This is a genomic window from Bacillus cereus G9842 (assembly GCF_000021305.1).
Lineage (GTDB): Bacteria > Bacillota > Bacilli > Bacillales > Bacillaceae_G > Bacillus_A > Bacillus_A thuringiensis_S.
In genome coordinates this window covers 441,889-462,209 of sequence record NC_011772.1, presented here as the reverse complement: position 1 = coordinate 462,209, position 20,321 = coordinate 441,889, and the positions used below count along the sequence as shown (strand labels likewise).

Here is a 20,321-nt window from a genome sequence, read left to right as displayed (position 1 = left end):
TATCATTTGAGAAGTTTTAAAAGGAAAATAGCAAAAAAATTTTGCGGTTTTATAAGAATTTTAATAAAATTATAAAAAGTCAGTCTTCATAGGGTGAAATGAGGAGAAGATAATCTATGCGTACAGAAGACATTAATTTTAAACAGATCATTGAAATGAATATGCTATATGAAACTTTACTCAATGAACTCGATATCGGGATTCATATTATTAATGAGGAAAGTAAAACGATTGTCTATAACCGCAAAATGATGGAAATTGAATCAATGGATCGCTTAGATGTGCTATATAAAAGTCCTTTAGAGGTATTTGCATTTGAAGAAAATAAAAATAGTACTCTTATAGAGGCATTAAAATTTGGAAAAACAAAGAAAAATATAAAACAAACGTATTTTAACAATAAAGGACAAGAAATTACAACGATTAACGATACTTTCCCTATAATAGAAAATGGAAAAATTAAAGGTGCCATTGAAATATCAAAAGAGATCAGTCACTTAAAGCAAACAATAAGAATAGGCCCTTCTCGAAAACAAAGCACTAAATTTACCTTTGATCACATAATTGGTGATTCTGAAGCAATTCAATCCATCATTACAGAAGGAAAAAGAGTAATTCGTACATCTTCCTCCATACTTCTCGTAGGAGAAACAGGTACTGGTAAGGAACTATTTGCACAAAGCATCCATAATGAAAGTCAGCGTTCAACAAAACCTTTTATTTCACAAAACTGTGCCGCTATACCTGATACCTTAATGGAAAGCCTATTATTTGGTACAAATCGAGGTGCCTTTACAGGAGCAATAGATAAACCAGGTTTATTCGAAGAATCAAACGGAGGAACTTTGTTATTAGATGAAATCAATTCATTAAGCCCAATTCTTCAAGCTAAGTTGCTACGGGCTATACAAGAAAAAACAATAAGAAGAATCGGAGGTACACACGAAAAAGAAATTGATGTTCGTATTATAGCAACTATTAATGAAGATCCCTTCGAAGCCATCGCACATGATCGATTAAGAGAAGACTTATATTACCGATTAAGCGTCGTTACTTTATGTCTTCCGCCTTTACGGGAAAGAAAAGAAGATATTCCAGCTCTTGTTCAGCACTTTATTAAAAAATATAATACTCAATTCGTGCTCAACGTAACCGATGTAGATGTAAATGTAAGTGAATTTTTCTATGCATACGATTGGCCTGGAAACGTACGGGAATTGGAACATATAATTGAAGGTTCCATGAACTTGATAGAAGATGAAACCATCATTACAGCTTTTCATCTTCCTACTCGCTTTCGCGAACAAATAAAAAAAGAATTCAACATGCAGCATACACTAACTAATCACAATACTGATGCACCTAAAACTTTAAAACACACAATAGAAAAAATGGAAAAAAACTACATCAATCAAATTCTTAAAGAGAATCACGGTAACATCTCACAAGCTGCAAAATTTTTAGGATTAAGTAGACAAAATTTACAATATCGAATTAAAAAACTGCATTTACACATATGAAATGAACATTTCTCCAAATGCAAAAAATAATTTGGTAAAACATGTTACAATGAACATATAACATGCTAGAAAGGGGTTATATATATGAGTAATGATAAAAAATTAAAGTTATTACAATACTTATACTTTTTCCCTGCCATGCTCTGTATGATGTTATTCATTAATTCCGATGTAAGCAGCTCTCCTTATGCAAAGCTATTAGGAACAATTTCGGGCTCCTTTGCAGCTATTATGCTTGCTGCTTTTTGGAATTTGAAGCTACATATAAAAAACGAGAAATCTTCGTAATACTAAAAAAATCGAGCTACTTAGCCCGATTTTTTTATTTGCCATTAAAACTCAACATTCTCTAAATACAACCCACTTGCCTCAGCAAGACAATTAATTTGATTGCGCTGCTTTTCTTCTAAAATGTTTGGAATTGCTTCAGCATCTAATTGTCCTAATCCAACTTCAATTAATGCCCCAACAATTTTTCTTACCATGTTATGAAGGAATCCGTTCCCACTTACTCTAATTTGTACAAATCCTGCCTCTTCCATCACATCAAGTGTATATACTTCTCGAACCATAGATTTTTTCTTTGATTTCGCATTTGAAAAAGCAGTAAAGTCATGTGAACCAACTAAATGTTTTGCAGCTGCTTTCATGCTTTTCACATTTAATTTTTTATTCACATGCATGCTGTATTTACGCATAAATGGATTTGTATGCTCTTCATTCCAAATTTTATACAGATATGTTTTTGCTTTAGAATTGTAACGAGCATGGAAACGATCATGTACTTCTTCCACATTCGTAATGCTAATATCATTAGGTAAATATTGATTTAAATATTTTTTCACTTTATGTTCCACTAACTTCTCATCACTTTGAAAGTTAGCAACTTGATTCAAAGCATGTACACCAGCGTCTGTTCTACTACAACCGATAATTTCAATTTCTTTTCCGATCATTTCAGATATGACACTTTCGATTTTTCCTTGAATCGTATTATCGTTATTACCAAGACGTTGCCATCCTTTAAAACGTGCACCATCGTACTGAATCGTTAATTTATAATTATTCATCGTATTCTCCTTGTCTTAATGGGCTAAAAATATAATCCCTCATACAGCTTTTCCATATGAGGGAACTATAACATATTGTTACTTCATTCTAAAAGGAATAAAGTAATCTATTTACTAATTACGATTCGTTCGAATCCAGGAATCTCCTAAGTATGTTCTAATTTTTAACCAACCAAATGATGTTGTAGATTCTTCAACTACAAATACAGTTTGTGGTGCAAAAGTACCGATTGCTCTACCGAAAGGTTGATCAAATGCCGTAAATACATTTGGGACATGGTAATAAGATCCTTGTGGTGCAATCCATTTTTCTCCAACCTCAACCTTAATTTTCTTCCAACCATTTTCTCCTTGTTGAAGTACTCTTACAGATTGGGCTGAGAATTTCACACCGTGATGCATGTACTTAGGTTCATTGTATGCATAAAAATCACGATTAATATGTTCCACGTGTGGATAACGAACAATCCACTTTGGCCCTAAATACGTGTTAATTAAAGACCAACCGTTTTCTTTTGTCTGCAAAATATTAACCGTTTGTGGAGCGAACCAAGCATCTGGATTTTTAGCTTCAGGGCTACTGTATGCTGCAAAATTCTGCTTCATTATTTGTGGCATTCCATTTACACTTGTCCACTTCTGCCCCAAATATGTATCAATCAAAATTTCACCTCTTAGTGTACCATCACGTGCAATAACAGTTTGAGGACCAAATACGTACTTCGCACTGTCCATATTAATCCAATCAAAAGCTTCAAAAGTTCGATTAATTTCTACTTTAGCGCCCTCTGGTGCGATAAATCCACCACTTATCTTCCACCATCCACTAGGATGTTGATTTGTAACATAAACCCTTTCTCCTGGCTGCAGTTCTTTTTTCACAGGCGAATTAAAACTACGACTTTCATATACTTTTAATGTTTTTGTTGTTTCATATGATTCCGCATGTGCAGAAGTTGCAAATAAAGAAACCATCCCAAAAACAAACAATGCCAACCATTTTTTCATAAATCTTCTCCCTTTTCAGCTTATTTTCTATAGCAAAATTGCTATGTTACATCCATATTGTAATTTATTAATACAAAGTGGTCTATACAATCTGAATACTGTATATTTTTACAAATTCTTTTCAAATGCAGAAAATAATTTCATATACTTCATACAGAAAGTATGTATATTGATTACGTAACGTGATTTAGCTGCCAGCATAACAAAAAATGTTGATGTAGTTAACTACATCAACATTTTTAATCCTTCTTATTTCAACTTTAATCTAACTACATTTTCTACATGCGCAGTATGCGGGAACATATCAACTGGTTGCACATAATCCACTTCATAACTCTTCATTAATGCTTGTACATCACGTGCTAATGAAGAAGGATTACAAGACACGTACACAACTTGTTTCGGTTTCACCTTTAAAATCGTTTCCAGTAATTTATCATCGCAACCTGTACGTGGTGGATCGACAACAATTACATCTGGACGCCATCCTTCTTTTACCCATTTCGGTAACCATTGTTCAGCTTTACCTGCTTCATATTTCGTATTTGTAAATCCGTGACGCTTCGCATTTTTTCTTGCATCTGCAATCGCTTCTGGAATTACATCCATACCACGTACTTCCGCTGCATCGTTCGCAAGCCAAAGTCCGATTGTACCAACACCACAATACGCATCTACAATTTTCTCATCGCCTGTTAACGCAGCTGCTTTTTTCGCTTCATCATATAAAACAATTGTTTGTTCTGGATTTAACTGGAAGAATGCACGTGCTGATAATTCAAATGATAAATCGCCAAGTGTTTCTTGAATTACTTCTTTTCCAGCTAATTTAAATGTTTTATCTCCAAAAATAACAGATGTTTTACGCCAGTTTACATTTTGCATAATTGATTTAACCGCTGGCATCTGTTTTTGTACTTCTGCAACAAATTGTTCTTTATTTGGTAATTCTTCTTTTGTTGTAATAAGTGTAACTTGTACTTCCCCTGTTTGAACTGCAGTACGTGTTACAATTGTGCGTACTAAACCTTTTTGTTTTTTCTCATTGTAAATAGAAACATTTAATTTTTCTAAAATACGTCTTACAACTTTTGTCGCTTCATTCGTTGCTTTATGTTGAATCATACAGTGAGCAATATCAATTAACTGATGTGAGTTTTGTTTATATAGCCCTGTAATAACCTTTTCGTCTTTACGCCCCACTTGTAATTGACTCTTATTACGGTAATGCCATGGATTTTCCATGCCAAGCGTTGGACGAATTTTCTCTTCCATACTGTTTTTCATGTACTTCTCAAATGCTTGTACAACGATATCACGCTTTTGATTCAATTGTTCTTTATAATCTAAATGTTGCAGCTGACAACCGCCACACTCCTCATATACTGGACACGGTGCTTTCACACGATGCGGTGAAGCTTTACGAACTTTTTTCACTTTCGCTTCAGCGAAGCCACGCTGAATTTTCGTTGTTTCTGCAACAACTTCTTCTCCTGGTAATGCCCCTGGAATGAAAACAACTTGTCTCTTAAAATAACCAACGCCTTCTCCGTTAATCCCAAGACGTTTAATTGTCACAGGAAACGTTTGACCAACTTCCAACTTACTCTCATGTTGCTTTTGTATCATTATTACACCTCTACTCTATACTTTTCCATAAATATAACGCTGCATAACTGCAGTATGGTTCACACTCTTGTTTCACTTTTTCTAAAAATGCATCATCAGGTTTATCATCTAATTGAAATATACCTTGCACTGCACGCTGAATCCCAATGTCCGCTTTCGGAAACATATTTTTCCGTCCAATCCCAAACATTAAAAAGTTTTGCACTGTCCATGCACCAATTCCCCTAATTGGCAACAATTGTGCTGAAACTTCTTCTTCCGTCCCAGTTTCTATACTCGCTAAATTTAATGTACCACTGACAATACTTCGACCTAATCCTACTATATATTCAGCCTTTCGCTGACTAAACTTCTGCTCTCTCAATTCTTCTATTGAAATATTTGCTACTATTTCCGGAGTGGGGAAAAAGAATACACCGTTCTTCTCTGTTCCATACCGTTTCACAAATTGTTCTGTTAACACAGTAGCAAATTTCAAATTTATTTGTTGGTGAATGATACAGCGAAGAAGACAAGCAAAATAATCAAATTCTAAAATAATTGGAGTATAAGCATATGTTTCAAATAGTGGACGTAATGATGTGTTTAAAAAATGATTTTGTATATCTTGAAACGGTTCATTCCAATGAAAAATGGCCCTCATTCGTTTCATGACTTTCTCCGGATCTCCTGTCTGACTAGAAATCCAAAACTGTGGATTTTGAACAGTACCAATCCCTTGTAAGCGAACAACAACCTGTTCCTCTTCTATGCAAAGCGGGATATAAATGACTTTCTCATCTAATTGAATGACGTTAAGAGGATCAAAAGATAAACGTTTTAATACTTCTTCAAAATGATACGGATACTCTAACGTAACATGTTCGCTCCACATACGTTTCCCCATCCTTTTTACACATCATTATAGCATGAGAAAACCGTAAGCATACATGCTTACGGTTGATTGCTTTTTACTAAGTCATCTAGACTTTTAAAATGATACCCTTTCTCGCGCAAATCATCAATGATTTTCGCAAGTGCTTCTGCATTATCTTTTGATATTGCATGAAGTAATAAAATAGATCCTGGGTGAATCATCGTCATAACATTATTATGCGCATATTGCCATCCTCTTTGCTGATCCACTTTCCAATCCAAAAATGCAAGTGACCAAAATACATTATAGTAGCCCATTTCTTTCGTAAGAGCTAACGTTCTTTCACTAAATACGCCGCGCGGAGGACGTACATATTTCACTTCTTTTTGCCCAGTTACTTTTTTAATTTCTTCCGTTACACTCGTTAATTCTTCACGAAGCTTCTCATCATTTACCGCTGTAAAATCAGGATGACTCCAAGAATGATTTCCAATAATGTGTCCTTCATCCTTCATTCTTAACAATAAATCTTTTTGTGTTTTAATGTAATGCCCCGTTACAAAGAAAGTTGCTGGTACTTTTTTCTCTTTTAATACATCTAAGATTTTCCCTGTGTATCCATTCTCATATCCATTATCAAATGTTAAATAAATATCTTTTTTCTTCGTATCTCCTAAATAAAACCCGCCATTTTTTTGCAGTAAATCCGTATATAACTTTCCTGCATCTGGTACTGTTTCATTTTTAGGACGCGGGATTCCCCAGTTATGTGGAGTATTTGTATAAGCCAATGTCGAAACTGGAACAAGTGCCATCATAATTGAAAAAATGAGACCGATATATAACCATTTATATTTCATAAATAGTCTCCTTTCCATATATAATCGTACCTGTAGTTTCTGTTTCCTTACTTACTTTCATGCTGTGCATGTTTTTCTATATATACCAAAAAATTCATCTCGAAAGATTCGAGATGCATTTTTGTTTATTTAAATACCGGCTCTTTAAAGCTCGCTAATTTTTCAAGTGATGTTTTATCAACATCTGCATGTAAACTATTACCATGAGAGTCCATCGTTACAACTGCTTTAAAACCTTCAATGCGTAAATGCCACATTGCTTCTGGAATACCAAATTGTAAGAAATCAACATCTTCCACTTCTTTAATACATTCAGCATAATATTGCGCGGCACCGCCGATTGCGTTTAAGTACACGCCACCGTGTTCTTCTAAAGCCGCTAATGTTTTCGCACCCATACCGCCTTTTCCAATAACAGCGCGAATACCAAATTTCTTCATAATATCGCCTTGGTACGGTTCTTCACGAATACTTGTCGTTGGACCTGCTGCTTTAATTTGCCAATTGTCATTGTCATCTTTCACAACAACTGGACCACAGTGGTAAATAATTTGTCCATTTAAATCTACTGGACAATCATTATCCATTAAATGCTTATGGATTGCGTCACGACCTGTATACATCATGCCATTAATTGTTACAACATCACCAACGCGAAGTCCACGAATTTGCTCTTCTGTAATTGGTGCTTGTAATACAATCTCACGTTGCTCTGTTTTTTCTTGTGCTTCATGCTGAAGTGTATCTTCACCTTCTTGATATAACCAATCCATAATTTCACCTGTTTCAGGATGGATTGTTACACCTAGGCGGCGATATGCCCAGCAATTATACGCCACAGATACGTAGAAGCTAGCTGGCAGGCGGTTATACACGCCAATTTTACAGCCCAGTAAAGTTGTTTCTCCACCAAATCCCATCGTACCAATGCCAAGCTTATTCGCATTTTCTAATACGTACTCTTCAAGTTGTTGTAACTCTGGTACTGGATTGACATCATCTAATGTACGGAATAATTGATTTTTTGCTAATTCATAACCTGATGTGCGGTCTCCCCCGATACCAACACCAATTACACCAGCACTACATCCTTGACCTTGTGCTTGGTATACTGCATGAAGAAGGCATTTACGAATTCCTTCTAAATCACGGCCAGCTCGTCCAAGTCCTTCTAGTTCACACGGTAAGCTATATTGAATATTTTTATTCTCACAGCCACCACCTTTTAGGATTAAACGTGCATCAATATAATCTTTTTCCCATTGTTCAAACTTAATAACCGGTGTACCTGGTCCTAAATTATTTCCACTATTGTCTCCAAAAAGAGAGTCAACAGAATTTGGACGAAGTTTACCATCTTTTGTCGCCCGCTCAAGCGCATTATAGATAGCTTCCTTCAACTTTAATTGATTCACACCAACTGGTGTATAAATTTTAAATGTTGGCATCCCTGTATCTTGGCAAATCGGTGAGATGTTATCATCAGCCATTTTAATATTATTTGTAATTGTGCCAAGTGCCATCGCCGAACGAGTCCCTGCATTTTCTCGCTCTTTCGCTTGTTGAATCGCACGACGAACATCTTTCGGTAAGTTCGTTGACGTTTCAACAATTAGTTGATACATGCTTTCTTGAAGCTTTTCCATTGTTACTTCCCCCTCAATTGTGAACGCTACCAAAACGTTATGAGCTGAAAATTCCATTGTTATGCTCTTTAGCTTTTTATTTGTTTCACGCTATTAAAGCATAAATGAAATTTTTCACAACTTGATTATACCTCTTTTTCTATCGTCCTTCTATTATCCGCACAGAAAAAGGCTACCAAATTGGAATTGGCAGCCTTTTTAATATATTATTCGTCTTTTTTAAATTGCTCACATTTTAATTCTAATTCATCTAACATTGCAAGAAGACGATCTACATCTTCTAATTCTACTTCTTCAGGTTCAATTGTATCAATTACTTCAATGAACATATTTAAACGCTCTTTTAAATATACTAATTGTGTATCTTTATCTTGAATTGCTTTTCCCATGAAGGCACTCTCCTTTTAATTCGAGTTGCTTTTATTATACCGCAAAAATGATTGCTATGGGCATGAAATTTCACCAATTTTGTCACAGTCATCCACTATAATGTAAGCCCTCTCTCTTTTCATGCTAAAAAGTTTCACTTTATAAAAAGCACATATTCTTCTATTATAGAGAATGGACAAATTGTTATTTCAATAGTCAAAGGAGTATTTCATATGACGATATCACAAAAAATGAAGCCGATTACTCCTTCTTACGATCCATGGGAAGCGTATATGGACCTTGAAGAGTACGGCAAACTACTATTAACAAATGTTGAATTTACAACGACGACGTTATGCAATATGCGCTGTGAGCATTGCGCTGTTGGTTACACGTTACAGCCGAAAGACCCAAATCCGCTTCCGATGGATCTTTTATTAAAACGATTAGATGAGATTCCTCATTTACGTTCTTTAAGTATTACTGGCGGAGAACCTATGCTTTCAAAAAAATCCGTCGACAACTATGTAACACCACTCTTAAAATACGCCCATGAACGAGGCGTTCGCACTCAAATCAACTCTAACTTAACTATAGATTTAGCACGTTACGAACAAATTATTCCTTATTTAGACGTGTTGCATATCTCTCATAACTGGGGAACAATTGATGACTTCGTTGAAGGCGGATTTGCAATGATGGAGCGTAAACCTACTTACGAACAACGTGCAAAATTATTCGAAAGAATGATTACAAATAGTAAGGCTCTATCAGATGCAGGTGTACTTGTATCTGCCGAAACAATGTTAAACAAAAGAACTCTACCACATATTGAACATATTCACCGCCAAATCGTCGAAGAGATGGGCTGTAAACGTCATGAAGTTCACCCAATGTATCCAAGTGACTTCGCGAGTAATCTAGAGATTTTAACAAAAGCTGAAATTCGTGATGCGATTGAGCATTTACTAGAAATTCGCGATGAAAATGTATGGATGTTATTTGGAACTTTACCTTTCTATGCTTGTAGCGATGACGAGCGAGACATTGCCACATTTAAAAAATTACAAGAGAGCAAAAATGTAACCGTTCGTAACGATCCAGATGGCCGTTCTCGTTTAAATGTAAATATTTTCGATGGAAATATTATTGTGACGGACTTTGGTGATGTTCCACTTCTAGGAAACATACAAACAAACACATTACAAGAAGCATATGACAAATGGAGTGCTTCAAAAACAGCAAAATCATTAAGCTGTCACTGTCCTGCAGTAAAATGTCTTGGACCAAATGTTCTTGTAAAAAACAGCTACTATCCGACAGATGATTTCTTATCAAAAACAGCAAACATTACATTATAAAAAAACGTCAGCTTATAAGCTGACGTTTTTTTATGTTATTGCGAGTGGGAAGAAGAAATGAATTTAAAAAATAAATGATCATGAATTGGAATCGCCGCTCCAATTCCTTGAGAAGTAATATTTTTCACAACAAGTCTTTTTTGATTTCCCTTTAATACAAGATACACTTCTCCAAATGTTACTTTTCCCTTTTCATTTACTGCTGGTGTATAAGCGTATAAATATCCGAGTTGACTCGGACTAATATTATACACACGCTCATGTCCAGTACCATAACCAATAGTTGTTTTAAACGAAAGGGGCAATTGTACTTTTTCAAGCGCTTTGAGAAGCATCATTTTTTTCACATCTGCAGCATCTTTCATATCTGCTGTTAAATCGCCTTCAACCGTCTTTTGTGTTTCTTGCTTATAGCGAAGTGGATATAAACGGTCTCCTCCGCGATTATCATACACATTTCGATTCACTTGTTTATATTCCCAATTAATCGATGTGTCTACTGATTCATAATGTAAAGCCCATTGACCTAAATAAATTTTTGCCCGGTACCCTACTGCAAGCGGCGCATTTGAAATTGTCGTTTCATTAAACATCCGAATTAAGTCTGGATTTTCAATTTTAATATTAGCTGTTTTCAATAGTTCTTGAGCAAACTTACTTGGCTGTAAACGTGGCAAATCTTGCGCATCATTTGGAAATGTATTGTCTTTTGAAATATTTAAAACAGATGAAGGCATTTTTGTTCCTACTGTTGTCTTTGCAAAACTCATGTTAGGAAATAATAAAATAAACGAGACCATAGTTGAAAGACATATGCTGTATACTCGTTTCACCTGTCTGGCTCCTTCCTATGTAAAGGTATATATACTACTTTGTTTATTGTTTTCTCTGAGCACAATTGTTATGCCTATTTTTCATAATAAATAAAAACCAATTCCCATAATGACATACGCCGCTAGTAAAGTGCCGCCTTCAAACCAGTTTGTATCTCCATCATTTGAAATCGCAATCGTTAAGAAAACGGCTGTAATCATAGATACAAGTTCTGGTATGGTAAATACTAAAGGCATCCTCTGCGCGAAGAACATAGATAGCAATACTAGTACAGGAGCAACAAACATGGCGATTTGTAATGTAGAACCTATTGCAATTTCGACTGCAATATTTACTTTATTTTTATAAGCCATAATAATTGCAGATGCATGTTCCGCTGCATTTCCAACAATTGCAACGATAATAACCCCTATAAATAATTCTGACCAACCAAATGATTTTGCAACAGTTTCAAAAGTATGCACGAGCGCCTCTGATACATAAGCTACCGCCAGTGTTGCTATCGCTAAAATAAGGAGTGCCTTCCCTTTCGACCACTCTGGCTCTTCTTCATGCGCTACTTCGTCACTTTTATGTTGATATACACCACGGTGCGTAACTAACTTAAATAGTAATGCAGCAATGTACATGATAATCATAATAATAGAAACACCTATACTTAATTGATACGTCTTGCCAGCGTCCATCTTCATTGAAAAAATCTCTGGAATAACAAAGGCCACGACAACAGCAAATATTAATAAAGCTGAATTATGCCTTGCATCGTAAACGTTAAAGCTTTGCCTTTTATATTTAAGTCCACCTACAAAGAAGGATAGTCCTCCTACTAATAATAAATTTCCAAGTACAGAACCCGTTAAAGAAGCTAACACCACTTCAATTAACCCTGCTTGAAGTGCAAAAATTGAAATGATAAGTTCAACAGCATTACCGAAAGTAGCATTTAATAATCCGCCTATTCTAGGACCAGATACAATTGCTAAACTCTCTGTTGCTCTCCCCATAAAACCAGCTAACGCGATAATCGTAATACAATACACAGCGAACATAATTGTTTCTGGCCAATGAAGTGTTTTTCCAAGTACAGATAGTGGTACACCTATAAGTGCTACTATAAGAAATATTTTATTAAACATGCTTTTCACCCTTCCATCGTATGTATTTCTCCTCAATATTATTATTATTCTTCTCCTAACTTGTCCGATTTCATCACAATTACGTTTAAAAAATCGACTTGAAGAAAACAGTATGAAAGATATTTAAATTATCTTGTTTAAACAGAGAAAATATAAATTAGGAAAAGAGGTAAAGAATATGCACTTAAAAGAGAAAATTGCAACTATTATCCAAGGACAACGTACCGGTGTATTATCCACAGTACGTAACGAGAAACCGCATAGTGCCTTTATGATGTTTTTCCATGAAGATTTTGTACTATATGTTGCAACAGATCGACAATCAAAAAAGATAACAGATATTGAACAAAATCCTAATGTCCATGTACTACTCGGACGAGAAGGAAAAAAATTAGATGAAGATTATATTGAAGTTGAAGGATTAGCTTCAATCGAGGAAGACTCAACATTAAAAAACAAGTTTTGGAATAATAGCTTAAAACGTTGGTTACTCGGTCCTGAAGACCCTAATTACGTATTGATAAAAATCAATCCCGACACAATTTATTACATCGATGGTGCCGGTACGACGGAGCCTGAGTTTTTACGACTATAAAATAAAACAAGCCCCCTTTAGGTGGGCTTGTTTTGTCGAAAAGTTCTTTTGAAAAAAACAATAAAATAGGTGGAACTTTCTAAAGATTCTGTTATATAATAGCAGTAACTTAAATAAACTGTATTAAAACAGATTGAGAGGAGAAATAAAATTGATGAAGAGAGAAGAACGCAAAAATATGATTGAGTTTATTGAAAAGAAGAAAGGGATTGAGCGTGACGAATTACTGTTTATGACAGACGATGAAGTAGAGCATATTTATAATGTAACGTACTTTTTATATGAGGAAATTGCAGAGTAGCATAATAATCCCCACCTTATTAAAAATATAAGGTGGGGATTATTTCGTTATTTAGCCCACTATTTGCGGGCAGTAAAACTCCCACCTTAAAATTCAAGTGGAGCAAGAAGTTAAGTTGGAGTCATGCTTCCTATAAACCTTAATTACTTCAACTTTATACATGAGAATCATTTTCATGTATAATACTGTAAGATTGGAGGGATTTTACTATGAGTTCGTGGCTCTTATTTGCACTATTATCAGCAATTGCTGCTGCCCTTGTATCGATTTTTGGAAAGTTTGGTTTAGACGGAATCGATGCAAACGTTGCAACAACAATTCGATCTATTATTATGGCATTATTTATGATAGGCGTTATTATCATACAAGGTAAATTTCAAAATATCGGCGACGTACTGCTAAATAAAAAAGCACTGCTATTTATCACATTAAGTGGGATTGCAGGTGCTTCTTCATGGCTATTTTATTTTCTTGCCCTCAAAACAGGAAAGGTTTCACAAGTAGCTCCTGTCGATAAATTAAGCGTCGTATTTTCTATCATTCTCGCTATGATTATCCTCGGTGAAAAGTTAAACTTTATGACCGGTGTTGGTGTAGTCTTTATTACAGCTGGTGTATTATTTATTGCTTTCAGCTAAAAAAACCGCTATTAGCGGTTTTTCTTTTTCTTTATGTAAAACCATACAACACATGTAACAACTGCTGAAATTAATAAAATCCATATTCCATAATGATGTAAACTATACTCAACGAAGCGCCACTTCTCGCCTAACTTCCAGCCAAGCCCAATAAAAACACTTATCCAAATGAGCGCACCACCGTAAGCGTACAAACAAAAACGCCAAAGTGTCAAATTTGATACCCCAGCAAAATATGCCGTTAAATGACGTACTCCCGGTATAAAATAACCAATCATTAAAAGAAATGGCCCATATTTTTCAAATAAAATATGTGTTTTTTCAATGTGATGTTCTTTAATTCTAATTTTCGGCCCATATTTCTTTAAAACAGGGAGCCCAAGTTTTAAACCTAATATGTAGCTTAACGTAATCCCTAACATCGCACCAGCCATCCCACTTAAAAAAGCAGCAGTTCCTGACATAACTCCTTTTGAAACATTATAACCAATAAAGGTCAATAAAAACTCGTCTGGTATCGGTAATCCGACAATCCCACCAGCCAAAGCTATAACAATTCCAAAATAGCCATAATGCGCGATTAACTCGCCAATATGTTGTTCCATTCGGAAGACACATCCTATGCACGATCGTTATTCCACATTGTACCCTTTCTATCTTTAAGGCAAACATGGTATACATATTCACTATACATTGTTTTTATAATGAACTCTACTTCTATTCTTTCCTTTAACAGAGATAAAGTGAAACTTTAATCAGTGGGGCTTTTCTTCATCCTCTACTAATTATTAATCTACGCCAATCTTGCTTCTACAGACATCCCGACTCCCACATAACTCACTTACATTCACCAATTTTGAGAGTAGATTCTTACTGCCCGCAAATGACCCGATAAAAAATAAAAATTCATATGCGTGTTTTTTTGTTACAATAAAGGAAAGTTACTTTTCGCAACGGTTTAACTCTCAAGAAAAATGATATATCTAGCAAAAACATAGTTTGGTCTATATAATGCAACTTCTACCTATTAAAAGAACATGAACCCTTTTACATACAACATCATTTTTCTAAATTATACAGGGGGGAACGAACATGACCATTGAAAATCAATTTATTCAAAAAGTTTACTATAAAACATTTTTAACAGAAGAAACTTCTACTCCTGCATCGGAAGTACTCGGTGAAGCATATATAAATGAATCTAAAAATGAATTCTCCAACATTTCTAATATTCGATTTGCTCAAGGTGAATTTTATTATCAAAATAAAGATTTTGAAGCAGCTATATTTAAATGGGAAAAAGTAAATAATGCTCTTGCACTTTGGGCAACAAAAAATATTGCAGATGCTTATTTTGAACTAGGATTTTTACCAAAGGCAGAAGAAATTTATCAATCCATTCAAACAGAAGATACAACTCTTACGATGGAGGTTTCCTTACAACTTCTTTCTCTTTATATCGAACAAGATCGTTTAGGACTTGCTTTTAAGACGATTAGTGAAGCTGTTGCATTCCAACCGGATTACCCAAATATTACTGCAATTGCACGTTCTTTCTATGAAAAACAAGAAGATTGGAACAACGCTATCGAACTAGCTGTTCAAGAAGGTATTCGAACACAATCTTTACACTGGTTTGATACGTTAATAAATTACATAAATAAAGGATTTACAAAAAATATTAAGCCTGAATATTTCTATGAGTCTTTAAAAGCTCTATATGCTGTTGATCAAGCTCAATTTAAAGAACTTGTTATTGCTCTTTGGAATAGCTATCAACATGAATCCTTATACCTTCCTTGGATTCAAAGTATTAATCATTTATTCTTGCATATTGAAACAGACAATAATGACGATTGGAATGAAATTTCTACTCGCTATCAAGAAACATACTTTGCATTAATTACCGGAAATCATTTTATGCATGAATTAAACGGACTTGTACCAAATTTATTAACAAATTGGTTCAGTTTAACGAAAGCAAAAGATTCTCTAGTTGTCTCTGCAGCAGTGTTAGCATGGAATGAAGTCTCACCTACAACTTTAGAATCATTACTCGTAAAAAGTGCTGGATCCTTACTTTCTAATACATCTGCTGAAGCAGATGTAAATATGGAAACAGTTTCTCATTTATTCGAAACAATCGCTGTGTGGGCTGAGAAAAATGATGTAGATTTAAGTCATCAATTTACGCTACTCGTCCATGAACTATGCGATTTAAATGTCACGCCACTACTAATAGCTGGAACTAGTGACCATGATAAAACATCATTTGTTAATTCAATATTAGGAGAGAACATCTTAAATGAAACTTTAACAACTCCTATTCTATTTAAAGACGCTAGTCAAACTGAAATAACAGAATTTACCGCGTTAGATATACGAAGTATCCCTAACCTTAATGAATTCCATCAAATAACGGCTACATCTGCTCAGTCGGAACTTGAGAAAAGATGTATAGAAATTAAGCTACCAAGTAGGTTTTTAAGAAAAAATAAGTTTACATTTCTTATTACACCATCCATTCAAGGACAATTGGATAAAAACAATGCATACTTTGAATACTTACAAGCAGCAGATAGTCTTGTTTACGTATTAAATTCTTCTTCACCATTGCATAGTGAAGAAATTGATACGTTAATTTATTTACGTGAACAAGTATCAAACTTACAAATTCACTTCGTATTACACACAAATAATACGACTACTAATGAAAAACTAATTAGTAAACTTAAAGTGCATTTTCCAGATGCACAATTCTTCCCATACTCTCCTTCGCAAGAGAGTAGCCAGCAACTTGGAGATGTAACAGAATCTATTCTCTCTAATCTTGCAAAACGCGATATAGAAAAAGAACGTATAGAAAAGCTAATATGGTTTACGCAAAAGACGATTGCTTATCTCATAAACGAACGTGTGGAATTAGAAAATACATTAGTAAAATCCGTACGCTGGAATAAACACATCTCAGTGAAACTTACTGGATTTATTAATAACCTTACTGCTCTTGAAAAAGATAAAATTCGCTCTATTACCGAATCCTATCTTTTAACGAAAGAAGAAATTACACGAGATATACATTCTCAAATTCCTGAATTATTACAGAGCTGCTCTGATCTTGTTCAAGAAGATAGTGATTTCAAACTAGTTCATGAAGAATTAAATGCTGCAATGAATGAACGAGTTCAAAAGCATGTACAACAGGTACTTCTTCCTAAATTTACTGGGTCTATTCAAGAATGGATTGAAACAGCACATAATGAATTTATTCAAGCTCAAGCTTATTTAGATGAAATGAGTGAAACATTTAATAAATTATATAAAGAAGAACGTATGAAACTTCCTTGCGATTTCAAATTATTAGATGATTGGAATCGAGATGTTGTACGAATGACAAATCGAATTACAGTAACAAACATCAATATTTTATTACGCTTTACACCGACACAGTTTTTCTTAAAAAGTGCCGGAAAATTATTTGGTAATATGCAAAAAAACCAATCTATGCTCGCCAACAAATATAAACAATATATTGAAACAGAAGACTATACAGAAATTGCTCACACAATTTCAAAACAATTCTTCCTACAATTTGAAGTATTTGAAGGGGCATTAGAACGCGATATCATGATGTTCTTTAAAGATCCACTTAGCATATTGAAACAAAATGTGGATGCAGCTCAACTTGAGATACAGGAAGATGAACAAACATTAGCAACGCTAAGAAGCAATCCAGAAACATATCATGATCCTTTAGCGTTATTTAAACTACAATTGCTACAACATAAATTCGTTTTAAGTACTACAAAGAAACATGAAGATATCTTTGTATCTAACGAATCTCCTACTGTTTAACAGAAAAACCAAGCAAACTAAAATTTGCTTGGTTTTTTTACTTTATTATTTTCATATGTTCAAACGGATAATAAATGCCTGCTAACTTTCCTAACACATCTTCTCTATCAATAAAACCTAAACCATTTCTACTATCTTTACTTATTAGGCGATTATCTCCCATAACAAAAATCTTATTTTTAGGAATTGTAATCGGTCCAAAGTCCTCTGTTAAATTCATAAGTTTTTTTTCTGCTTGTTTTTTATTACTATCCAAATACTCTTCATCTTTCACTTCAGAATTTACATATAATTGATCATTTCTCATCTCAATAATATCTCCTGGCAATCCAATCACTCTTTTGACATAAAAATTATCTGTTTTCACAACAATAATGTCTTCTCTCCCATAGCTTTCAAATTGTTTTGCTAACTTATTAACAATCACCTTATCTCCATCTTGCAACGTCGGCCTCATGGATGCTCCTTTTACAGTCGTAGGGAAAAACACAAAAATTTTCGCCAAAAACACCAATAAACATGCAATTGCAATCGTTCCAAAAAATTCATGCCAACATTTTTTCCTTTGCATCATTTCACCATCTCATCATCTTTTTACTTTTATTATAAATAATACGACTGATATTTTTCTACAAAATTCTGAATTATTAAATTATAATATTAGAAATTTCAAAATAACAATACTGATCAAATTAAACAAGCAAAAAAGATACTCTCAAAATAGTCTATCCACTATTTTTGAGAGTATCTTTTTATAATCCCACATATACAATACACATTTGAGCAGCTACATATGTAAACCAAATCCAAAGTGGCTCATACTTCAATTTGCGCCCTCCGATATCTGTCACGCCAATAATAAAATCAGAAATCACAAACAGTAAACCACCAAACGCTGGTATCCACCATATTCCTGTATTTTCATAATATAAGGCGAATGCAAAGCACGCCATTCCCCCAACCCACAATCCATAAATTAGAGCTCCTATCGTAAACAATTTATCCTGTTTATCATTTCGGATAAAGGAGAACCATCCTACAATTAGAAAGAGCCCATATACAAGTAAGCCAATCCAAAAACCATTCCATGAAATTCCTGTTTGCAAAAATGCTTTTACATAAAAACAATGAGCAAGGGCGAAAGTAACCATCCCACCAATTAATCGATGACCAATTGGAATCAACCCAGCCATAAACAAATCTCCCACAGTCGATAAAGTCATACCAAGTGCAACCCACGTACTATACTCTACAGATGGATCTTGTAACCATATCCCAATTGCACTACCTGTTAAAGAAAAACTAAGAATAAGACGGATTGCTAAAGGTAACGGCATATTAACTTTCGTTCTTTTTGTCTGCCCTATTGCATAAATTGCACCAATAAAAAAAAGAAGTATTTGCCCAATTAACACCACGTAAAGTAGATTCATAATATGTTCTCCTCAATAAATGCTTTTTGTATCTTTTTTCGTTACACTTAGTCTATTATCCTTTTTCTAAAAAAGAAGAACAGCACTGTTCTTCCATTGTAATCGCTTTTCTGCTCTCTATGCCACTTGTTTTTCTTGCTCTATTTTTTGCTTAGCTGGCGTCCGATTTACCACAATAATTCCCGCGGCTACACATGCTAAACCAAGTAGCACAAATGAATGAATTGCTTCACCTAAAATCATGCTCGATAATAACACACCAAATACGGGTATAAAGAACATATACATAGATACTTTTCCAACCTTGTTGTATTTCATAATTGTATTCCAAATGCAAAAACCAGCTGCAGATAAGAAAGATAAATAAATCAGCATAAGTAGTGCGTGTAGACTAAATGTAAATGGCATTACTCCAACTTGTAAAGCCCCTATACATAATAATCCTATAGAACCAAAAATCATTTGGTATGCTGTCATATAGCCAACATCTAATGTTTTACTACCTTCTTTTGCTAATATGTTTCCATATGAATACAGCATTGCTGCACTAAGAAGTAATAAGCTTCCGATTCCAAAATGAAATGATAAGCTACCATCACTCGGCATATTTACTAAAATGACGCCACAAAAACCAATCGATACCCCAATTAATTTTCTCATATTGAGAGCATCATCTTTATATACAAAATGGGCGAGTAAAATTTGAAAGAATGATGATGTCCCTGAAATGATAGCTCCTTCAATCCCCGAACTATAACTCATTCCAATATAAAAACAGATATATTGAAGAAACGTTTGGAATAAACCAATTTGTATTAACTGTTTCCCCGTTCCTTTTTTGAAGCTCATATTTTTCCCTAACACTTTAAAAAAGAATAAAAGCATTACCCCAGATAACAAGAAACGATAACCAGCAAATAATATTTGCTCTCCAACTTCTTGTGGTTGAATTCCAAGTTCAACATAACTTAATTTAATAAAAGGAAATGCGCTTCCCCATAAAAAAGTTGCTACTATTGCAGCAATAAATACGCCAATCGGATGGGTAAAAAATTTCTCTGTCTTCACTTGCTGTCTTCCTTTCCGATCTTTTATGAACAATATTCATATATACCAGAGGAATTGCGAAAACACAAGTTTTCCGTTTATACTTGAAACAAAACCGTACCATCTCATAAAAACATATGATATACTATAGAATAATTACAAT

Annotated in this window: 20 protein-coding genes; 7 read left to right on the top strand and 13 right to left on the bottom strand. The window is 34.4% G+C overall.

From position 1 onward, the window contains the following. Positions 1-116 precede the first annotated feature (116 nt). Together BCG9842_RS02315 and BCG9842_RS02310 are read left to right on the top strand one after the other, a co-directional pair. Positions 117-1,520 carry a sigma-54 interaction domain-containing protein gene (locus BCG9842_RS02315; RefSeq protein ID WP_001258425.1) on the top strand — a complete coding sequence of 468 codons (1,404 nt, stop codon included), beginning with the start codon at positions 117-119 and terminating at the stop codon, positions 1,518-1,520. Positions 1,521-1,604: 84 nt separating this feature from the next. Further along, entirely contained in the window at positions 1,605-1,808 is a 204-nt protein-coding gene (locus BCG9842_RS02310; protein WP_000063865.1) for a hypothetical protein, read from the top strand. A gap of 44 nt (positions 1,809-1,852) precedes the next feature. Here the strand turns inward: BCG9842_RS02310 and truA are convergent, their stop codons facing one another. The 7 genes from truA to BCG9842_RS02275 all read right to left on the bottom strand — a co-directional run bounded on the left by truA (position 1,853) and on the right by BCG9842_RS02275 (position 8,978). Further along, complete coding sequence (gene truA / locus BCG9842_RS02305) at positions 1,853-2,590, bottom strand: tRNA pseudouridine(38-40) synthase TruA (protein WP_001067298.1); 738 nt, start codon at positions 2,588-2,590, stop codon at positions 1,853-1,855. A gap of 114 nt (positions 2,591-2,704) precedes the next feature. Continuing rightward, the gene (locus BCG9842_RS02300; protein WP_000758929.1) at positions 2,705-3,598 is read right to left on the bottom strand and encodes a hypothetical protein; all 894 of its coding nucleotides are present in this window, start codon (positions 3,596-3,598) and stop codon (positions 2,705-2,707) included. A gap of 249 nt (positions 3,599-3,847) precedes the next feature. Next, entirely contained in the window at positions 3,848-5,227 is a 1,380-nt protein-coding gene (gene rlmD, locus BCG9842_RS02295) for a 23S rRNA (uracil(1939)-C(5))-methyltransferase RlmD (protein ID WP_000615210.1), read from the bottom strand. A 10-nt stretch (positions 5,228-5,237) separates the two neighbouring features. Beyond that, entirely contained in the window at positions 5,238-6,101 is an 864-nt protein-coding gene (locus BCG9842_RS02290) for a DNA-3-methyladenine glycosylase family protein (RefSeq protein WP_000269427.1), read from the bottom strand. Between the two features lie 59 nt (positions 6,102-6,160). Beyond that, complete coding sequence (pdaA, locus tag BCG9842_RS02285; protein ID WP_000875970.1) at positions 6,161-6,943, bottom strand: delta-lactam-biosynthetic de-N-acetylase; 783 nt, start codon at positions 6,941-6,943, stop codon at positions 6,161-6,163. Positions 6,944-7,068: 125 nt separating this feature from the next. Then, positions 7,069-8,589, bottom strand: a complete 1,521-nt coding sequence (gene fumA, locus BCG9842_RS02280) for a class I fumarate hydratase (RefSeq protein ID WP_000413529.1) — start codon at positions 8,587-8,589, stop codon at positions 7,069-7,071. Positions 8,590-8,795: 206 nt separating this feature from the next. Continuing rightward, positions 8,796-8,978, bottom strand: coding sequence for an SE1561 family protein (locus tag BCG9842_RS02275; RefSeq protein WP_000513558.1), 183 nt, complete (start codon positions 8,976-8,978; stop codon positions 8,796-8,798). 213 nt (positions 8,979-9,191) lie between these two features. On the opposite strand from BCG9842_RS02275, the gene yfkAB reads away from it, so the two are divergent. After that, positions 9,192-10,319: a radical SAM/CxCxxxxC motif protein YfkAB gene (gene yfkAB / locus BCG9842_RS02270; protein ID WP_000156021.1), complete on the top strand. Its 1,128-nt coding sequence runs from the start codon at positions 9,192-9,194 to the stop codon at positions 10,317-10,319. Positions 10,320-10,354: 35 nt separating this feature from the next. On the opposite strand, the gene BCG9842_RS02265 is transcribed toward yfkAB, so the two are convergent. Together BCG9842_RS02265 and cax are read right to left on the bottom strand one after the other, a co-directional pair. After that, positions 10,355-11,152, bottom strand: a complete 798-nt coding sequence (locus tag BCG9842_RS02265) for a YfkD famly protein (protein ID WP_002083605.1) — start codon at positions 11,150-11,152, stop codon at positions 10,355-10,357. A gap of 81 nt (positions 11,153-11,233) precedes the next feature. Further along, positions 11,234-12,289 (bottom strand): calcium/proton exchanger, encoded by a 1,056-nt coding sequence (cax, locus tag BCG9842_RS02260; RefSeq protein WP_000482131.1) that lies wholly within the window; start codon positions 12,287-12,289, stop codon positions 11,234-11,236. A gap of 178 nt (positions 12,290-12,467) precedes the next feature. Between cax and BCG9842_RS02255 the strand changes: the two genes are divergently transcribed. The 3 genes from BCG9842_RS02255 (at position 12,468) to BCG9842_RS02245 (ending at position 13,823) form a co-directional block, all read left to right on the top strand. Then, positions 12,468-12,884 carry a pyridoxamine 5'-phosphate oxidase family protein gene (locus BCG9842_RS02255; protein WP_000550220.1) on the top strand — a complete coding sequence of 139 codons (417 nt, stop codon included), beginning with the start codon at positions 12,468-12,470 and terminating at the stop codon, positions 12,882-12,884. Between the two features lie 154 nt (positions 12,885-13,038). Then, complete coding sequence (locus tag BCG9842_RS02250) at positions 13,039-13,185, top strand: BH0509 family protein (protein WP_000817786.1); 147 nt, start codon at positions 13,039-13,041, stop codon at positions 13,183-13,185. A gap of 209 nt (positions 13,186-13,394) precedes the next feature. Next, a complete protein-coding gene (locus tag BCG9842_RS02245) occupies positions 13,395-13,823 on the top strand; it encodes an EamA family transporter (protein ID WP_000100295.1) in 429 nt (142 codons plus the stop codon). An 11-nt stretch (positions 13,824-13,834) separates the two neighbouring features. Here the strand turns inward: BCG9842_RS02245 and BCG9842_RS02240 are convergent, their stop codons facing one another. Next, positions 13,835-14,428, bottom strand: coding sequence for a DedA family protein (locus BCG9842_RS02240; protein ID WP_000434870.1), 594 nt, complete (start codon positions 14,426-14,428; stop codon positions 13,835-13,837). Positions 14,429-14,915: 487 nt separating this feature from the next. On the opposite strand from BCG9842_RS02240, the gene BCG9842_RS02235 reads away from it, so the two are divergent. Beyond that, positions 14,916-17,678 (top strand): tetratricopeptide repeat protein, encoded by a 2,763-nt coding sequence (locus BCG9842_RS02235; protein ID WP_000151407.1) that lies wholly within the window; start codon positions 14,916-14,918, stop codon positions 17,676-17,678. A 37-nt stretch (positions 17,679-17,715) separates the two neighbouring features. Here BCG9842_RS02235 and lepB read toward each other — a convergent pair whose 3' ends face one another. From lepB to BCG9842_RS02220, 3 genes are all read right to left on the bottom strand, one after another. Further along, positions 17,716-18,252: a signal peptidase I gene (lepB, locus tag BCG9842_RS02230; protein WP_041488110.1), complete on the bottom strand. Its 537-nt coding sequence runs from the start codon at positions 18,250-18,252 to the stop codon at positions 17,716-17,718. A 178-nt stretch (positions 18,253-18,430) separates the two neighbouring features. Continuing rightward, positions 18,431-19,111, bottom strand: a complete 681-nt coding sequence (locus BCG9842_RS02225) for a lysoplasmalogenase (RefSeq protein ID WP_001051074.1) — start codon at positions 19,109-19,111, stop codon at positions 18,431-18,433. 117 nt (positions 19,112-19,228) lie between these two features. Beyond that, positions 19,229-20,179, bottom strand: a complete 951-nt coding sequence (locus BCG9842_RS02220; protein ID WP_000845708.1) for a DMT family transporter — start codon at positions 20,177-20,179, stop codon at positions 19,229-19,231. Between the last annotated feature and the right edge of the window lie 142 nt (positions 20,180-20,321).

Excerpts from the sequence above, each read along its gene's own strand:
- BCG9842_RS02315 (WP_001258425.1), top strand. The coding sequence starts at position 117 with ATGCGTACAGAAGACATTAATTTTAAACAGATCATTGAAATGAATATG.
- BCG9842_RS02310 (WP_000063865.1), top strand. The coding sequence starts at position 1,605 with ATGAGTAATGATAAAAAATTAAAGTTATTACAATACTTATACTTTTTC.
- truA (WP_001067298.1), bottom strand. The coding sequence starts at position 2,590 with ATGAATAATTATAAATTAACGATTCAGTACGATGGTGCACGTTTTAAA.
- BCG9842_RS02300 (WP_000758929.1), bottom strand. The coding sequence starts at position 3,598 with ATGAAAAAATGGTTGGCATTGTTTGTTTTTGGGATGGTTTCTTTATTT.
- rlmD (WP_000615210.1), bottom strand. The coding sequence starts at position 5,227 with ATGATACAAAAGCAACATGAGAGTAAGTTGGAAGTTGGTCAAACGTTT.
- BCG9842_RS02290 (WP_000269427.1), bottom strand. The coding sequence starts at position 6,101 with ATGTGGAGCGAACATGTTACGTTAGAGTATCCGTATCATTTTGAAGAA.
- pdaA (WP_000875970.1), bottom strand. The coding sequence starts at position 6,943 with ATGAAATATAAATGGTTATATATCGGTCTCATTTTTTCAATTATGATG.
- fumA (WP_000413529.1), bottom strand. The coding sequence starts at position 8,589 with ATGGAAAAGCTTCAAGAAAGCATGTATCAACTAATTGTTGAAACGTCA.
- BCG9842_RS02275 (WP_000513558.1), bottom strand. The coding sequence starts at position 8,978 with ATGGGAAAAGCAATTCAAGATAAAGATACACAATTAGTATATTTAAAA.
- yfkAB (WP_000156021.1), top strand. The coding sequence starts at position 9,192 with ATGACGATATCACAAAAAATGAAGCCGATTACTCCTTCTTACGATCCA.
- cax (WP_000482131.1), bottom strand. The coding sequence starts at position 12,289 with ATGTTTAATAAAATATTTCTTATAGTAGCACTTATAGGTGTACCACTA.
- BCG9842_RS02255 (WP_000550220.1), top strand. The coding sequence starts at position 12,468 with ATGCACTTAAAAGAGAAAATTGCAACTATTATCCAAGGACAACGTACC.
- BCG9842_RS02250 (WP_000817786.1), top strand. The coding sequence starts at position 13,039 with ATGAAGAGAGAAGAACGCAAAAATATGATTGAGTTTATTGAAAAGAAG.
- BCG9842_RS02245 (WP_000100295.1), top strand. The coding sequence starts at position 13,395 with ATGAGTTCGTGGCTCTTATTTGCACTATTATCAGCAATTGCTGCTGCC.
- BCG9842_RS02240 (WP_000434870.1), bottom strand. The coding sequence starts at position 14,428 with ATGGAACAACATATTGGCGAGTTAATCGCGCATTATGGCTATTTTGGA.
- BCG9842_RS02235 (WP_000151407.1), top strand. The coding sequence starts at position 14,916 with ATGACCATTGAAAATCAATTTATTCAAAAAGTTTACTATAAAACATTT.
- lepB (WP_041488110.1), bottom strand. The coding sequence starts at position 18,252 with ATGATGCAAAGGAAAAAATGTTGGCATGAATTTTTTGGAACGATTGCA.
- BCG9842_RS02225 (WP_001051074.1), bottom strand. The coding sequence starts at position 19,111 with ATGAATCTACTTTACGTGGTGTTAATTGGGCAAATACTTCTTTTTTTT.